The sequence below is a fragment of the Limoniibacter endophyticus genome (assembly GCF_014652835.1).
GTDB classification, from domain to species: domain Bacteria; phylum Pseudomonadota; class Alphaproteobacteria; order Rhizobiales; family Rhizobiaceae; genus Limoniibacter; species Limoniibacter endophyticus.
Genome location: NZ_BMZO01000008.1, coordinates 117,157 through 131,373, shown reverse-complemented (window position 1 = coordinate 131,373; position 14,217 = coordinate 117,157). Strand labels below are relative to the sequence as shown.

The 14,217-nt window shown below is 58.4% G+C and carries 13 protein-coding genes; 3 read left to right on the top strand and 10 right to left on the bottom strand.

The features are described 5' to 3' along the window. Positions 1–2 precede the first annotated feature (2 nt). From IE151_RS12605 to IE151_RS12590, 4 genes are all read right to left on the bottom strand, one after another. Positions 3–1,130 carry an ATP-dependent DNA helicase gene (locus IE151_RS12605; protein WP_189490701.1) on the bottom strand — a complete coding sequence of 376 codons (1,128 nt, stop codon included), beginning with the start codon at positions 1,128–1,130 and terminating at the stop codon, positions 3–5. Between the two features lie 118 nt (positions 1,131–1,248). After that, positions 1,249–1,872, bottom strand: a complete 624-nt coding sequence (locus tag IE151_RS12600) for a LysE family translocator (protein ID WP_382344729.1) — start codon at positions 1,870–1,872, stop codon at positions 1,249–1,251. Beyond that, positions 1,869–2,444 (bottom strand): acetolactate synthase small subunit, encoded by a 576-nt coding sequence (gene ilvN, locus IE151_RS12595; RefSeq protein WP_189490698.1) that lies wholly within the window; start codon positions 2,442–2,444, stop codon positions 1,869–1,871. Before ilvN ends, IE151_RS12600 begins: the two co-directional genes overlap by 4 nt. 24 nt (positions 2,445–2,468) lie before the next feature. Next, entirely contained in the window at positions 2,469–4,256 is a 1,788-nt protein-coding gene (locus tag IE151_RS12590; RefSeq protein WP_189490696.1) for an acetolactate synthase 3 large subunit, read from the bottom strand. Between the two features lie 368 nt (positions 4,257–4,624). On the opposite strand from IE151_RS12590, the gene IE151_RS12585 reads away from it, so the two are divergent. Next, on the top strand, positions 4,625–6,784 hold the full coding sequence (locus IE151_RS12585; RefSeq protein WP_189490694.1) for an ATP-binding protein: 2,160 nt from the start codon (positions 4,625–4,627) through the stop codon (positions 6,782–6,784). 10 nt (positions 6,785–6,794) lie between these two features. Here the strand turns inward: IE151_RS12585 and IE151_RS12580 are convergent, their stop codons facing one another. After that, positions 6,795–7,544, bottom strand: coding sequence for a GGDEF domain-containing protein (locus IE151_RS12580; protein WP_244636742.1), 750 nt, complete (start codon positions 7,542–7,544; stop codon positions 6,795–6,797). 149 nt (positions 7,545–7,693) lie between these two features. Next, a complete protein-coding gene (gene miaA, locus IE151_RS12575) occupies positions 7,694–8,650 on the bottom strand; it encodes a tRNA (adenosine(37)-N6)-dimethylallyltransferase MiaA (RefSeq protein WP_244636741.1) in 957 nt (318 codons plus the stop codon). Between miaA and serB the strand changes: the two genes are divergently transcribed. Next, the gene (serB, locus tag IE151_RS12570; protein WP_244636740.1) at positions 8,649–9,545 is read left to right on the top strand and encodes a phosphoserine phosphatase SerB; all 897 of its coding nucleotides are present in this window, start codon (positions 8,649–8,651) and stop codon (positions 9,543–9,545) included. The two genes, miaA and serB, sit on opposite strands and share 2 nt — an antisense overlap. Continuing rightward, the gene (locus IE151_RS12565) at positions 9,542–10,108 is read left to right on the top strand and encodes a GNAT family N-acetyltransferase (RefSeq protein WP_189490690.1); all 567 of its coding nucleotides are present in this window, start codon (positions 9,542–9,544) and stop codon (positions 10,106–10,108) included. The genes serB and IE151_RS12565 overlap by 4 nt, the downstream gene beginning before the upstream one ends. 65 nt (positions 10,109–10,173) lie before the next feature. On the opposite strand, the gene IE151_RS12560 is transcribed toward IE151_RS12565, so the two are convergent. From IE151_RS12560 to hflK, 4 genes are all read right to left on the bottom strand, one after another. Continuing rightward, positions 10,174–11,634 (bottom strand): Do family serine endopeptidase, encoded by a 1,461-nt coding sequence (locus tag IE151_RS12560; RefSeq protein WP_189490688.1) that lies wholly within the window; start codon positions 11,632–11,634, stop codon positions 10,174–10,176. 196 nt (positions 11,635–11,830) lie between these two features. Further along, entirely contained in the window at positions 11,831–12,016 is a 186-nt protein-coding gene (locus IE151_RS12555; RefSeq protein ID WP_189490686.1) for a DUF2065 domain-containing protein, read from the bottom strand. 15 nt (positions 12,017–12,031) lie between these two features. Then, the gene (gene hflC / locus IE151_RS12550) at positions 12,032–12,952 is read right to left on the bottom strand and encodes a protease modulator HflC (RefSeq protein WP_189490684.1); all 921 of its coding nucleotides are present in this window, start codon (positions 12,950–12,952) and stop codon (positions 12,032–12,034) included. Next, positions 12,952–14,070 (bottom strand): FtsH protease activity modulator HflK, encoded by a 1,119-nt coding sequence (gene hflK / locus IE151_RS12545; RefSeq protein ID WP_189490681.1) that lies wholly within the window; start codon positions 14,068–14,070, stop codon positions 12,952–12,954. The genes hflC and hflK overlap by 1 nt, the downstream gene beginning before the upstream one ends. Positions 14,071–14,217 lie beyond the last annotated feature (147 nt).

Here is a 14,217-nt window from a genome sequence, read left to right as displayed (position 1 = left end):
CGTTAGCGAACGATCGTCAGGCGCTCCGCCGCTCGCGTGATCGCGGTGTAAAGCCATTTCTGACGCGTGTCGCGAAATGCGTAGCTCTCATCGAAGAGCACGACGTTGTTCCACTGCGAACCCTGCGCCTTGTGCACGGTGAGCGCGTAGCCGTAATCGAAATCGTCATAACGCTTCTTGGTCTGCCACGGCACTTCCGTATCCGGATCATCAAACGCGCTCTTCAAGAGCTTGATCTTGGCCATCCCGCGGTCCGGATCGTCCTCTTCCGGCGTGACCAGGAGGTTAATCCCCGGCTTCACTGACTCGCGTGACGCGGTCATCACTTTCCAGAGCGACCCGTTGAGCAAGCCCTTGGACGGATCATTGCGCAGACACACGAGCTTGTCGCCCGCTTGCGGATAGCTGGCTGAAAAACCTTTCAACTCCCGCAGCCGCGCATTGTAGCGCCGACGGGTTCTGTTCGTGCCGATCAATACCTGATCCGCATCCAGAACAAGATCGCGATCGACGTCGTTCTTTCCGATAACCTGCGCGCTGCCAAAATCGCCATAGTCGAGTGCCCGACCTTCCCGCGCATCAAGAGCAAGCCGCAGAATCGGATTGTCGCGCGCCTGCCGGTGAATTTCGGTCAGCAGGAAATCCGGTTCTTGTTCAGTGAAGAACCCGCCGCCGGAAATAGGCGGCAACTGGCCCGGATCACCAAGCACGAGAATCGGCGTTCCGAAGGAGAGAAGATCACGCCCCATCGCTTCATCGACCATCGAGCATTCATCAATGACGAGAAGCGCCGCTTTGGAAATCGGACTCTGACGATTAATGGCGAAGGTGGGAGACATGGAAGTCCGCCCAGTCACCTCGTCCTCGACCGCCTCTTCGCCGCGGGGGCGGTAGATCAGGGAATGGATAGTTCGCGCGTTGGTCGCGCCTTTTGAGCGCAGAACCTGCGCAGCTTTGCCGGTGAATGCGGCGAACTGCACGGAACCATCAACATGTTCGGCAAAATAGCGTGCAAGTGTTGTCTTGCCCGTTCCGGCGTAGCCGAAAAGCCTGAAAAGCGGCGTTTTACCTTTGGAGAGCCATTGCGAAACGGCCTTCAGCGCCTGGTCCTGCTGCGGAGAAAACTGCATGCGCTTCTCATGGCAGATTCGGACACTGCTGACAAAGTTTTTGGCGACAGAAGCGTGAGATTGCAAAAGCGCTAAATCTCGCGAGAAAAAGCGCCTCAGGGTCCGATCCGCTTTTATCTCACTGCAGCATCGGCCAGATCGACAGCGCCAGAAGAATCCCCATGCAGATGTTGAACCACTTCAACCGCACAGGATCGGCGAGGAAACCACGCAGGGCGACGCCAAAACCGGCCCAGGTCGAAACGCAGGGAATATTCACCGTCGACAGAATTGCCGTGATGATCAGCACGGACCAGAACGGGAAACGCGGATCGGCGTAGAGCGAGAACGCAGTGAGTGCCAGCACCCAGGCCTTGGGGTTGACCCATTGGAAGAGCGCCGCCTGAATAAAGCTCAGCGGATAGGCGGCGTCGGCGCTCTTTCCGCTCTTCATCGTTCTGGAACTGGCAATCTTCCAGGCGAGGTAGAGCAGATATCCGCCGCCGGCAATCTTCAGAACGAGGTGCAACTCAGGAAACGCCTTGATGATAGCGCCAAGTCCCAGTCCCACGGCGAGGAACAGGCTGATGCCGCCAGCGACGATTCCCCACATGTGCGGCAGCGTGCGCCGGAAGCCGAAATTGACCCCCGACGACAGAAGCATGAAATTGTTGGGACCCGGCGTGATCGATGAGGCGACACCGAAAAGCGCGACAGGCAAAAGCATCTGCAGGGCAGATGCAGCAAAGGACGGTTCCATCATGCCATGCTTTCAGGTCCGCGGCTCATTGAAGCAACACCTGTCCGGCAGACTTCAACGAGACCAAGTGGCTGCATGATGGCGATGAACTGCTCGATTTTCGAAACGCGTCCAGTCAGCTCGAAGATGAAATGCTCGGTATTGGCATCGACCACATTCGCCTTGAAGGCATCGGCCAGGCGCAACGCCTCGACGCGATCGTCGCCTTTATTGCGCACCTTGACGAGCGCCAGCTCACGTTCGAGCGGGCGTTCGTAACCAAGTTCCCTGGCGCGCAGGGAAAGGTCCACAACCTTATGCACTGGTACCAGCCGTTCCAACTGGTGACGTATTTGAACAAGCACATGCGGCGTGCCGCTGGTAACAATGGTGATGCGGGACAGGTGCTTCTGGTGCTCGGTTTCCGAAACGGTCAAGCTGTCAATATTGTACCCCCGCCCGGAAAACAGGCCTATCACTCGGGCAAGAACGCCCGGCTCGTTATCGACGAGAACCGATAGCGTATGGCGTTCGCGGGTCTCGGTTTCCGGTGCTATGAAATATGCTGAACCGGTTGGCTGTAGATGTGCGTTCATTGTTTCAATTCCACTTCCGGTTGGTCAGACGAGCTGACGGCCTTTTTCGTCGATCGCGGTTGCAACGGCTTCGTCGCTCGCCTCATCGGGAAGCAGCATTTCATTATGCGCTTTGCCGGACGGGATCATCGGGAAGCAATTGGCAAGATTGGCAACGCGACAATCGAAGATGACAGGCTTGCGGATCGAGATCATCTCGTCGATCGCCGCGTCGAGATCGACAGGCTTTTCGCAGCGAATACCATGTCCCCCATAGGCTTCTGCGAGCTTGACGAAATCCGGCATCGCTTCGGTATATGAGTTCGACAGGCGGTTGCCATGCAGAAGCTGCTGCCACTGGCGCACCATCCCCATATATTGATTGTTGAGGATGAAGACCTTGATCGGTGCATCGTGCTGGATGGCCGACGACATCTCCTGAATATTCATCTGTACCGAGGCGTCACCCGCGATGTCGATGACCAGAGCATCTGGATGCGCGATCTGCACGCCCAGTGCCGCCGGCAAGCCGTAACCCATCGTGCCGAGACCGCCGGACGTCATCCATTGGTTCGGCTCTTCGAAGCCGAAATGCTGGGCGGCCCACATCTGATGCTGGCCAACTTCCGTGGTGATATAGGGGTTCAGATGCTTTGTCTTCTCATAGAGGCGCTGTATCGCATATTGCGGCATGATGACGTCGCGATTCTGCTCGAATGCCAGAGAGTTGCGCGCCCGCCACCGCTCGATCTGCTCCCACCACGGCTTGAGCGCGGCCTTGTCTGCTGCTCCACGCGCGCGCCACAGGCGCACCATGTCTTCCAATACGTTACCGACATCCCCGATAATCGGGACATCAACGTGAACGTTCTTGTTGATCGAGGATGGATCAATATCGATGTGGATTTTCTTTGAGTCCGGCGAAAAAGCGTTCAGTCGGCCTGTGATGCGGTCGTCGAAGCGCGCGCCGATGCAAAGCATGACATCGCAGTCATGCATCGTCATGTTTGCTTCGAAAGTGCCGTGCATACCCAGCATGCCGAGCCAGTTCTTGCCGGATGCGGGATAGGCACCGAGGCCCATCAGCGTCGAGGTGATCGGCGCGTCGGTCAATTCTACCAGTTCGCGCAGGAGACGCGATGCTTCACGACCGGAATTGATGACGCCGCCGCCGGAGTAAATGACCGGCTTTTTGGCCGAAGCCAGCAGTTCGATTGCCGCCTTGATCGCGCCGGCATCGCCCGTTGTGACCGGCTTGTAGGAGGTGCGAGGCGCTGTTTGCGGTGGCGTGTAGATGCCACGTGCGAACTGGATGTCCTTGGGTACATCGACGACGACCGGGCCGGGGCGCCCCGTTGTCGCGACATGGAACGCTTCGTGAATGATCGCCGACAATTGGTTGACGTCGCGGACAAGCCAATTATGCTTGGTACAGGGACGCGTAATGCCAACCGTGTCGCACTCCTGGAACGCATCCGAACCAATGAGCGCCGTCGGCACCTGCCCGCTGATGCAAACGAGCGGGATTGAATCCATCAGGGCGTCCTGCAGCGGCGTGACGGCGTTGGTCGCCCCCGGCCCCGAAGTCACCAGCATAACGCCGCATTTGCCGGTCGAGCGCGCATAGCCCTCAGCCGCATGTCCCGCCCCCTGCTCATGCCGAACGAGGACGTGATGAACCTCGTCTTGCTGAAACAGCTCATCGAAGATTGGAAGAACTGCGCCGCCAGGGTAGCCGAAAATATGCTCGACGCCATTGTCCTTGAGAGCCTGGATCACCATTTCGGCTCCCGTCATCTCACGTCGTTCGCTCTCGTTTGCGCTGCTGGTCATCTCTCCGGTCTCTTCCCTGTTCACTGTCTTGAAGCGTTTTTGGAAACAAAAAAGGCTCCCTTCGGGGAGCCTGGTGTCGCGCATGGGTGCTTTTCGCCTGGCGGTTACACCGCCTTGCCCATGCGCCTTCCTACTACAAGAATAAGGTTCGTCTTCATGGGTCGGGACGTTACTTTCAAATCCGCCGGGCTGTCAACGGACAAAAATACGAGCAGCCAACTTTCTTTTTGTTTCAATCCATCCGCTTTAACTGAAACAAAATTCTTCACCCGCTGGAAGATATTTCGTTTGCCAGTCAACAACGTCACGAGCGCTTAACCGGTTTGGGATAAAAATTTGGTCTAACGCAGTCTTCGACCGAGATATCGATGTCCAACGATCCGAAAAAGACAGGTACTACCAGAGACTCTGTTCTTTCCAAGGAAGCTACACCCGCAGACCAGGCCAGTCTGAACAAGGCATCGGAGCCGGCCGAGGCGGCGCCCCCTGCAGAGGAACGTCGTCGCACGCGCCGGATTCTCGGCAGGGTCACTCAGTGCAGCGGGATGCACGCGTCGATCATCGCATATACGGACGATGAAGACACCGAACTCATCGAGCAATGGGCAGTAGGTGTTATAATCTCGATCAATCTCGGCTCCACCAGAACGGTTGGACTGGTCACCAGAATCCAGCATTCGCTTGTTGGCGCAAGCGAGCGCCCAGCGATAGAATCGCAAGTGGAACTGATTGGGGAAATTCGCGAGGATTCCGAAACGAGGATTGCCACTTTTGACCGCGGCGTCAGCGTTTACCCGCACATCGGTTCCATTGCCCACCGCATACGCCGGACCGATCTTGAAGCAGTCTATGCAACCGGTGGGCGCCGCTCCATGCAGGTGGGACATCTGTCCCAGGCTCCCGACATTGAAGCTCGTATCGCGGTAGAAGCGACACTTTCGCGCCACTTTGCTGTTTTCGGCACGACGGGCGTCGGTAAATCTTCAGCGGTGGCTCTGATGGTTCGTCGCATGGTCGATGCGCTTCCAGATCAGCGCATCCTCATATTCGATCCACATAATGAATATTATAATGCTTTCAAGGACCTGGCCATACGTCTTGATGCACGAGAGCTTGAGCTTCCTTACTGGCTTTTCAAGCTCGACGAGCTGTGCGAGGTCGTCTTTCACGAACGAAATGCAGCACACGACGAAGTAGAACTGCTGCGCGATCTCATTCCGACTGCAAAGCGGCGCTTCCGCCAGCCAGCCGGCAGCGCCCTCTTGAAGCGGGGCGATGACGATCTAACCCCCGATACGCCAGTGCCCTACCGCTTCACCGAGCTTTTGAACCTGATCGATGAACGCATCGGCATGCTCGACCAGAAGCTGGAGCGCCCCGCCCTCCGCTCGTTACGCACACGTCTTGAAAGTGTGCTGACGGATCCGCGCTTCCGCTTCATGTTCTCGTCCGTTTCAAGCGATGACGACTTGCCGGGCATCATAGGCAAGCTCTTCCGCATACCGATGAACGGAAGACCCATAACGTGTTTTGAAATGGCGGGCCTTCCTCCCGAAGTCACGAATGCCGTCTGCGCCGTCATGAGCCGGGTAGCTTTCGATCTTTGCATGCAGTCGTCCGGCAAGCTCAAGCTTCTCATCGTCTGCGAGGAAGCACACCGATACGTGCCTTCCGACCAGCAGCTCGGCTTTGCTCCGACGCGGCAGGCCATCGCGCGCATAGCAAAGGAAGGGCGCAAATATGGATGCTACCTCGGTGTCGTGACACAACGCCCAGGCGAACTCGATCCGACGGTTCTGTCTCAATGTTCAACCATTTTCACCATGCGCCTCGCAAACGAAAAGGACCAGGAGATCATTCGCAAGGCGTTAGGTGAAGCGTCATCATCCACTCTCTCCTTTCTGTCTTCCATGGGCCAGCGCGAGTCCATAGCTTTCGGCGAGGGTGTCGCGACGACCATGCGTTTCAAGTTCGACATTCTGGCAGCGGAACACATGCCTGCCATGCGACAGGAGGAGACGAGCGCGCCGGATGCAGCATTCGATCTTGCCAGCGCGATCGACAACATGCGCAATCTCGGCAAGAAGGAAGGCTCAAGACGGGGCCTGACAGGCGGCAGCACTCAGCAGCCCGAGAATGATACTTTCGCGCCGCACGTCGTGCCGGTGTCGCAAGCATGGCCCGAGCCTGAATCCCGCCCTACGCTGAGGCGGCAAGTCGCGTCGGGTCACTTGGCCGTGACAAGACAGCAGGTCACGCCGACGCAAGCTGAGGTGCCGACGCAGGACCAAGTTCCAGAGGAACCTGCTTGGCCGCGGCGCGAAAGCGAAGCTTCGGAACTCCCGCCTCAATCTCAACCGACGCCCCCCATCCGCCGGTCGGTACCGGCACAGCCGATAGAGCCGGAACCTTATCCCGAACCCGACAGGCATTATGCTCCGCCAGCCTCGGCAGGTTCGTTTCCGTCCCGTACGGACCGGGAAGTCTTGTTCGGCAAGCTGGCACGAAAGGAATGGCCGAAGCGCTAGGTGGTCAGCGTCAGGCGCACACGCAGTTTCGCCCGGTGTTTTTCGCTGCATAGAGCAAACGGTCGGTGCGCCGATAAAGATCGCCAGCCCGTTCCGAGCCATTCCACAGTGCAAGGCCGAAGCTTGCCGTCACGGCGACCTGGCCTCGCGCACAGGATACGGGACTGCCGGCGAGGCTGATGCGCATCGTCTCTACCAGACTGACGAGTTGATCATAGTTGAGATTTGGCACGATCAGCGCGAATTCCTCCCCGCCGAGACGAGCGACGACGTCATGGTGGCGCGCAAGGCCCGCCAGCCGATAAGCGACTGTACGCAAGACCTCATCACCAATGTCATGGCCAAATCTGTCATTGATCGATTTGAAATGGTCCAGGTCGATCATGACCAGCCCCACGGAACGGCCGACGCTACGAAAAGCATCGATGTATTCGCGCAAGGCTTCATCGAAGAAGCGGCGGTTCTTCAGCCCGGTCAGCCCATCCGTCAGTGCGGCGAGTTCCATGCTCTCGGAACGCTCGCTCAGCGCGTCCGCCATGGCGCGCAGCCGCTCATCTTCACGAACCTGCTCGCGCACCAGTGGATAATAGAGAAAGAGACCAAACAGAAATGCCGTACCGACCAGCATCGCGGCGAGGATTGAAATGCGGGCAATATCGTCGATTCCGTCCAGCCTTGCGACCGTGGCAGTCTCTTCGAAAAGCCGTTTCGCCATATGCACGACTAGCACAAGCGCGCCCAGAATAATCGCGAGCAGCACAAAAAACGCCGACTCGAACTTGTGTCTTTGCCTCCCCCGCTGCAAATCTCTTCCCCCTGGGCGCGTATTTTAGTTTTTTTGTAGAATCCGCTTCCGCCGCTACTGGCGCGTTATTTGCTGAAGCGTCGGGAAGTGCAAGTTTTTAACGGTTACATGTCGAGAATATTCGCAAAATCTCTCAAATCTTCCTGATCTTCTACACGGATTCTGCTCCAACTCTCGTCACACTGGTTCCGAAACCAAGTCATCTGGCGTTTGGCATATTGCCGCGTCAGGATCGTCGCCCGCTCGCTCGCTTGCGAAAGCGTGATCTCACCAGCATCGGCCCGCATGAGTTCGCGGACGCCGATCGCCTTCATTGCCGGCATGGCCGGATCGAGCTTCGTGGCCGCAAGCGCCCGCACTTCCTCCATCGCCCCTGCTTCGATCATCTTCACGAAGCGATTGCCTATCCATTCACGCAGCTTTTCGCGGTCGGGCTCCAGAACTATTCTGGTGACGGTGGTGGTTTCGACAAGTGGCTCCCCGTTCTTTTTCTGCCACACGCGAAGCGAAATACCCGTCGAGTCAAGAACCTCCAGCGCCCGCACGATGCGCTGTCCGTCGCTCGGCTTGAGCGCGATTGCCATCTCCGAATCCCGCTCGGCCAACTCGGCATGCAGGGCTTGCGCCCCCCGCTCCCTCAGCGCCGCGCGCCACATCTCGCGAACATCCGCGGCGACCACCGGCATCGGCGAAATACCTTCGAGCAATGCTTTAAAATAGAGTCCCGTGCCCCCTACGAAGATCGGCCGTTTGTCCTCCAGCGCGCCAGAAGCTGCGAGGCCTCGCACATCCTCGAGCCATGCGCCTGTTGAATAGTGCGTAGCTGGATCGATATGGCCGTAGAGGTGATGCGGCGCTTTCGTGAGATCATCCTGTGGCGGTCGCGCCGTCAACGCATCGAGAATGGCGTAAACCTGCATGGAATCCGTATTGATGATGGCACCCTTGCATTTTTGCGCCAGCGATAGTGCCAGCGCCGACTTGCCGCTGGCCGTCGGTCCCGCTATCAGGATAGCGTTTTTGATCGGCGCGACCTCCGCGCCTTGCCTGGGTTCAGTCATGTCGTTTCCAAATGCATTTGTCGCCACACTCATCGCGCATCCAGCCACCATGGATCTGACCGAAGAACTGGCGCTGCGGGCTGCTGCCCTTGTCAATGCTCCAGCGGTAGACTGGCTTGGCCTCAATATAGCTTGCGACCTTCCATTGCCAGAGGGCAGTGATCCGACATCGACGCTCGAAGGGCTGCGCACGCTTTTTACCGATCTACCGATAGATGTTGTCGTGCAGGAAGCAGCCCGCCGTCGCAAAAAGCTTCTCATCGCCGATATGGATTCCACCATGATCGAGCAGGAATGCATCGATGAACTGGCGGATGAACTCGGCATCAAGGATCAGGTCGCGGGTATCACGGCGCGCGCCATGAACGGCGAAATCGCTTTCGAGCCTGCCCTTCGGGAGCGCGTCGCTCTTCTCAAGGGCCTGCCCGTCGATAGTATTGACGACATTATCGCCCGGCGCATCACATTCATGTCCGGCGGCAAGGCGCTCGTCGCAACGATGCGTGCCAATGGCGCCTATACTGCGCTCGTCTCCGGTGGCTTCACGCTCTTCACCGCCCGTATCGGCGCAGCGCTCGGTTTTGACGAGAACCGCGCCAACACGCTTATCATCGATGGCGACAGATTGACGGGCATGGTCGAGGAGCCGATCCTGGGACGCGTTGCCAAGGCTCAATCTCTCGCCGAAATTGCCGGGAAGCTCGGCATAGAGGTCGGGGATGCAATGGCGGTGGGCGATGGTGCCAACGACCTCGACATGATCGGCCTTGCCGGCTCCGGTGTTGCGCTTCACGCGAAGCCGTCCGTTGCGGCGGCTGCCCGCATGCAGATCAACCATGGTGATCTGACTGCCCTTCTCTATATACAAGGCTATCGCCAAAGCGAGTTCGCATGACCGAGATCGCCACCACCGACCGCCTCACCCTTCGCCTCTGGCAGGATGAAGACCGAGCATTCTTTCATCGGCTGAATTCCGACCCGGGCATCATGACCTATTTCCCGCGCACGCTGACGCGTGGGGAAAGCGATGCTGTGATGGACAGGATCAACGCCGAATATGCGCTGGAAAAATTCTGCCTTTCTGCGGTTGCCCTGCGCGAAACCGGTGAGTTGATCGGTTTCGTCGGCCTGCATCGTGTCACCGGCCCGGCTCCCATGCCGACCGGGGCAGTCGAGATCGGCTGGCGGCTCGCGCCGGAGTTCTGGCAGAAGGGCTATGCCAGCGAAGCGGCGTGGCGATGGTTGCAAATCGGCTTTGAAGACCTCGGCATCGAGGAAATCGTTTCCTTCGCGGTTGCGGCCAACGAGCCCTCGCTCGCCACGATGCGCCGCCTTGGCCTGCATCACGATGTCGAGCGCGATTTCGATCACCCGTTCATCGAAGAGAACCAGGCGCATCTGCGTCCCCACCGCCTGTTCGCACTCACGAGAGACGAATGGTTGATGGCCGGAGCTTGAGGGAAAGCGCTGCCAGAGACTTCTCCCTCATAGTGAGACCGGAAAGCTTGTAGCCGATAGGGTATTCAGTCCAGCGGGATCGCCACGAACCTGAGCTGCCCATCCTTTGAGGCCAGCATCAGCAAGCCGTTACGACGGCCTTCCTCGCGGAGTCTGGAGATTCGATCGACCACTTGCTGCGGCTCTTCCACTGCCTCCTGCCCTATCTCGACGATAACGTCACCTGCCTTCACGCCCTTTTCGGCAACGCCGGTATTTTCCGCCACCTCCGTAATGACGACGCCCTTAACCCCCTCGCCTATCTGGAAAGCGGCCCGCTGCTCCTCGTCAAGCATCGCAAGCTTCATGCCGAGCGTCTCGACCGGCTGATCCGGCAGCGTCTCCGGCGTTGCCTCTTCGGCAGCGCGTGTGCCTTCCTCACGGCGGCCAAGCTTGGCAGAAACCTTCTCCTCCTTGCCCTCGCGGATGATGGTGATTTCGACCTGCTTGTCGACCGCCGTCTCGGCCACCACGCGCTGCAACTCGTTCGGAGTCTTGATCGGTTGCCCGTCGAAAGCCGTGATCACGTCGCCAGCCTTGAGAATTCCGTTGTCCACCGGCCCGCCCTTGGTTACGCCCGAAACCAGTGCGCCCTCATCGCCTGGCAACTTCATGCTCTCGGCGATGTCTTCCGTGACCGGCTGAATGCGTACGCCAAGCCAACCACGTCGCGTCTCGCCAAATTCACGCAACTGTTCAACCACGCGCATTGCCAACGATGAGGGGATGGAAAAGCCGATACCGATCGAGCCGCCTGAGGGCGAGATGATGGCGGTGTTGATACCGATAACCTCGCCATTCATGTTGAACAGCGGTCCGCCCGAGTTGCCGCGATTAATGGCGGCATCGGTCTGGATAAAATCGTCATAGGGACCCGCATTGATATTGCGATTGCGCGCCGAGATGATGCCGACGGAAACCGATCCGCCAAGACCGAATGGATTGCCGATCGCCATCACCCAGTCGCCGACACGAATATTGTTGCTGTCGCCGAAGGATACGGCTTTCAACGCGTGCCCCGCCGGATCAACCTTGAGTACGGCGAGATCTGTTTCAGCGTCCTTGCCGATCAGTGTGGCGGGCAGTTTCTCACCGTCTGCGAAGTTCACCTCGATGATATCGGCGTCCGCAATCACATGATTATTCGTGACGATAATGCCTTCTTGCGCATCCAGAACAAAGCCCGAGCCGAGTGACTGCGCGTCACGCTGCGGATCGGTCTGCCCCGGCGCATTCTCGAAGAAGTCCTTGAACATATCGTTGAAAGGCGTGCCCTCCGGCATGGTCGGTGGCTGTACGCCGCCTCCGGCTGGCTTCGCGTTTTGCGACGTCGAAATGTTCACGACAGAGTCCAGAAGCCCTTCCGCGACGTTTGCTACGGATTCCGGCCCCTGCGCAAAGACCGGCTGCGTGGTGAACGGTGCGGCGGCTGCAAGCAGCGTCGCTGCCATCAATGCGGGGATTAGACGCTTTCTCGCCAAGGCCATAGGGCTGCTCTCCGTAAGATTTCAGTAGCCGTCATTCACACGCAGGAATGAGGCCGATTTGCGTAAACTCTCGCACGAGCATCTAGCCAATTCCACCGAATGACATAGCAGCGCACACAAAAATCGGGCCATGGTACAAACCATGGCCCGATTATAGAGCGATCCTATGACGCGCATATTCACCAATGGGTGAAAATCATCCGCGGGCGAACCAGACAATCAGCACGCCAACCACCATGGCGGACAAACCGCCGATACGAAGCAGGCGTTCAGGTGTGATTGCAGCCTCTTGTGCCAGCTTCTTGGCCAGCGTCGGGAAACCGCCATAGACCAGCCCTTCGAAAACAAGGACAAGCCCGATGGCAGTAACCAGATCCTTCATGTTCTCAGCCTCTTCTTACTGCGCCGGTGCCGGAGCGATCGGCGCGGCTGGTGCCCCCCCTTGCGCCGGTACGGTCTGATTGAAGAAGCGGAAGAAGTCTGAGTCAGGCGACAACACCATGTTCGTACCGTTGAGCGATTGGCGATAAGCCTGCATCGAGCGATAGAAATCGAAGAAGGCCGTGTCGCGGTTAAACGCATCAGCATAGATACTGGAGCGTTGGGCGTCGCCCTCACCGCGCAGGATTTCAGAATCCCTTTGCGCTTCTGCAACAACTTCGACTGCCTCACGCTCTGCACGGGCGCGAATGCGCTGCGCTGCTTCGCGACCGCGAGCCCGCAGGCGCTCCGCTTCCGCAAGACGTTCCGCCTTCATGCGCTCGAAGGTCTGTTCGGAAACCTCCTGCGTCAGATCGGTACGGCGGATGCGAACATCCTCGATCGACAAGCCAAGTTGCTGTGCAGCCGGACGCAGATCGTCGCGAACTTCGCGCATCATGGAGCCACGCTCTTCGGAAAGAGCAGCTTCGAAGCCCCGCAGACCATAAACCCGACGCAAAGCTGAATCGAGACGCGTACGCAAGCGCTGTTCAGCCTGTGAAACGCTGCCCGACACGCTCTGGCGGAAGACGCGTGGATTCTCGATACGATAAACGACGAAAGCGTCGACCTCGTAGAACTTGCCCCCGGAGACCTGGACGCGGATGTCGTCAAGATCGAACCGCATGGAGCGGTCCTCGATCATCTGGACACTGTCGGCATCGGCGAAGCTGAAGGGCAATTTGAAATAAAGACCCGGATCGCTCTTCACATCGACGATTTCACCGAAGCGCAGCACGATCGCCTGCTCGCGTTCGTTTACGACGAAGATGGAATTATAGCCAAGGAACAGGAGAACGGCAGCAACAATGCCGATTGCGGGAAGACGATTGTTCATCAGTTATTTCCTCCCTGTCCAGCAGGTGCATTTGCCGGTGCAGGCGCACGGCGCTGCAATTCGTTGAGCGGCAGATAAGGAACGACGCTCTGTCCGCCCTCGGTACCCAGGATGGTCTTGTTGGACTCGCGCAGCACACCTTCCATAGTCTCGAGATAAAGACGGCGACGCGTCACCTCCGGTGCCTTGGCGTATTCGTCATAGATCGAGATGAAGCGCTGCGCCTCACCTTCTGCTTCCTGTACCACACGGGCCTTGTAGCCGGCAGCTTCTTCGCGAATCTGCGCTGCCTCACCACGCGAGCGGCCAAGCACCTGGTTGGAATCGCGATTGGCTTCCTCGACGAAACGGTCTTCGTCCTGCTCGGCGCGCTGCACCTCGTCGAATGCATCCGCAACGGATGGCGGCGGAGCAGCATCTTCAATGGAGATCGCGTTGATCGCCAGGCCAGCACCGTAGCTGTCGATGGAGCTCTGGATAATATCGCGAACCTGATCGGCAATACCCTGGCGGTCATCACGGAAAATGTCCTGCGCCGGACGCCGTCCCACCACTTCGCGCATGGCGCTTTCGGCAACCTGCGTCAGCGTGTCGTCAGGATTGACCATGCGGAACAGATAAATACGCGGGTCGGAAACCTGATAGGCAACCGAGAAAGCGACACGCACCAGGTTCTGGTCGCCCGTCAGCATTAGCGTCGCGTTATTGCTCTGGCTTTGACCGATGGTCACGAGTTTTTCCGCCGTCACCGCCTTCTCGACCGTTTCGATCGGCCACAGGTGGAAATGCAGGCCCGGCTCGGAGACTTCTTGCTTCGGCTTGCCGAAGCGAAGTTCGATGGCCAATTCGTCGGGCTGCACGGTATACACAGCATTATAGAGCCAGAATGCCGCAACCACCAGAAACACAATACCGATCATCGCGGGACTTACACCGCCTGGCGGTAAGACGCTGCGAAAACGGTCCTGGCCGCGACGAAAAATGTCATCGAGATCCGGAGGGCCGCCTTGCGGTCCGCCACCACCACCGCCACGCGGTCCCTGGCCCCATGGTCCGTTGCCGCCACCATTATTGCCGCCGCCCCATGGTCCGCCGCCACCTTGATTATTCCAGGGCATGAAGTTCCTTCCATCATGATGCCGGCACATCCCCCGGCATAAAATTCTTGAGTGGACAATCTATAGGGGTTGCCCCGTCGCCTTTCAACGCCACGTGAAGCATCCGGTCGCTTTCGAGCACGCCGCTCCGCACACAACTTCGCGAGA

Bases quoted from the DNA above. Each gene is read 5' to 3' on its own strand.
- IE151_RS12605 (WP_189490701.1), bottom strand. From the start codon at position 1,130: ATGCAGTTTTCTCCGCAGCAGGACCAGGCGCTGAAGGCCGTTTCGCAA.
- IE151_RS12600 (WP_382344729.1), bottom strand. From the start codon at position 1,872: ATGATGGAACCGTCCTTTGCTGCATCTGCCCTGCAGATGCTTTTGCCT.
- ilvN (WP_189490698.1), bottom strand. From the start codon at position 2,444: ATGAACGCACATCTACAGCCAACCGGTTCAGCATATTTCATAGCACCG.
- IE151_RS12590 (WP_189490696.1), bottom strand. From the start codon at position 4,256: ATGACCAGCAGCGCAAACGAGAGCGAACGACGTGAGATGACGGGAGCC.
- IE151_RS12585 (WP_189490694.1), top strand. From the start codon at position 4,625: ATGTCCAACGATCCGAAAAAGACAGGTACTACCAGAGACTCTGTTCTT.
- serB (WP_244636740.1), top strand. From the start codon at position 8,649: ATGTCGTTTCCAAATGCATTTGTCGCCACACTCATCGCGCATCCAGCC.
- miaA (WP_244636741.1), bottom strand. From the start codon at position 8,650: ATGACTGAACCCAGGCAAGGCGCGGAGGTCGCGCCGATCAAAAACGCT.
- IE151_RS12565 (WP_189490690.1), top strand. From the start codon at position 9,542: ATGACCGAGATCGCCACCACCGACCGCCTCACCCTTCGCCTCTGGCAG.
- IE151_RS12560 (WP_189490688.1), bottom strand. From the start codon at position 11,634: ATGGCCTTGGCGAGAAAGCGTCTAATCCCCGCATTGATGGCAGCGACG.
- IE151_RS12555 (WP_189490686.1), bottom strand. From the start codon at position 12,016: ATGAAGGATCTGGTTACTGCCATCGGGCTTGTCCTTGTTTTCGAAGGG.
- hflC (WP_189490684.1), bottom strand. From the start codon at position 12,952: ATGAACAATCGTCTTCCCGCAATCGGCATTGTTGCTGCCGTTCTCCTG.
- hflK (WP_189490681.1), bottom strand. From the start codon at position 14,070: ATGCCCTGGAATAATCAAGGTGGCGGCGGACCATGGGGCGGCGGCAAT.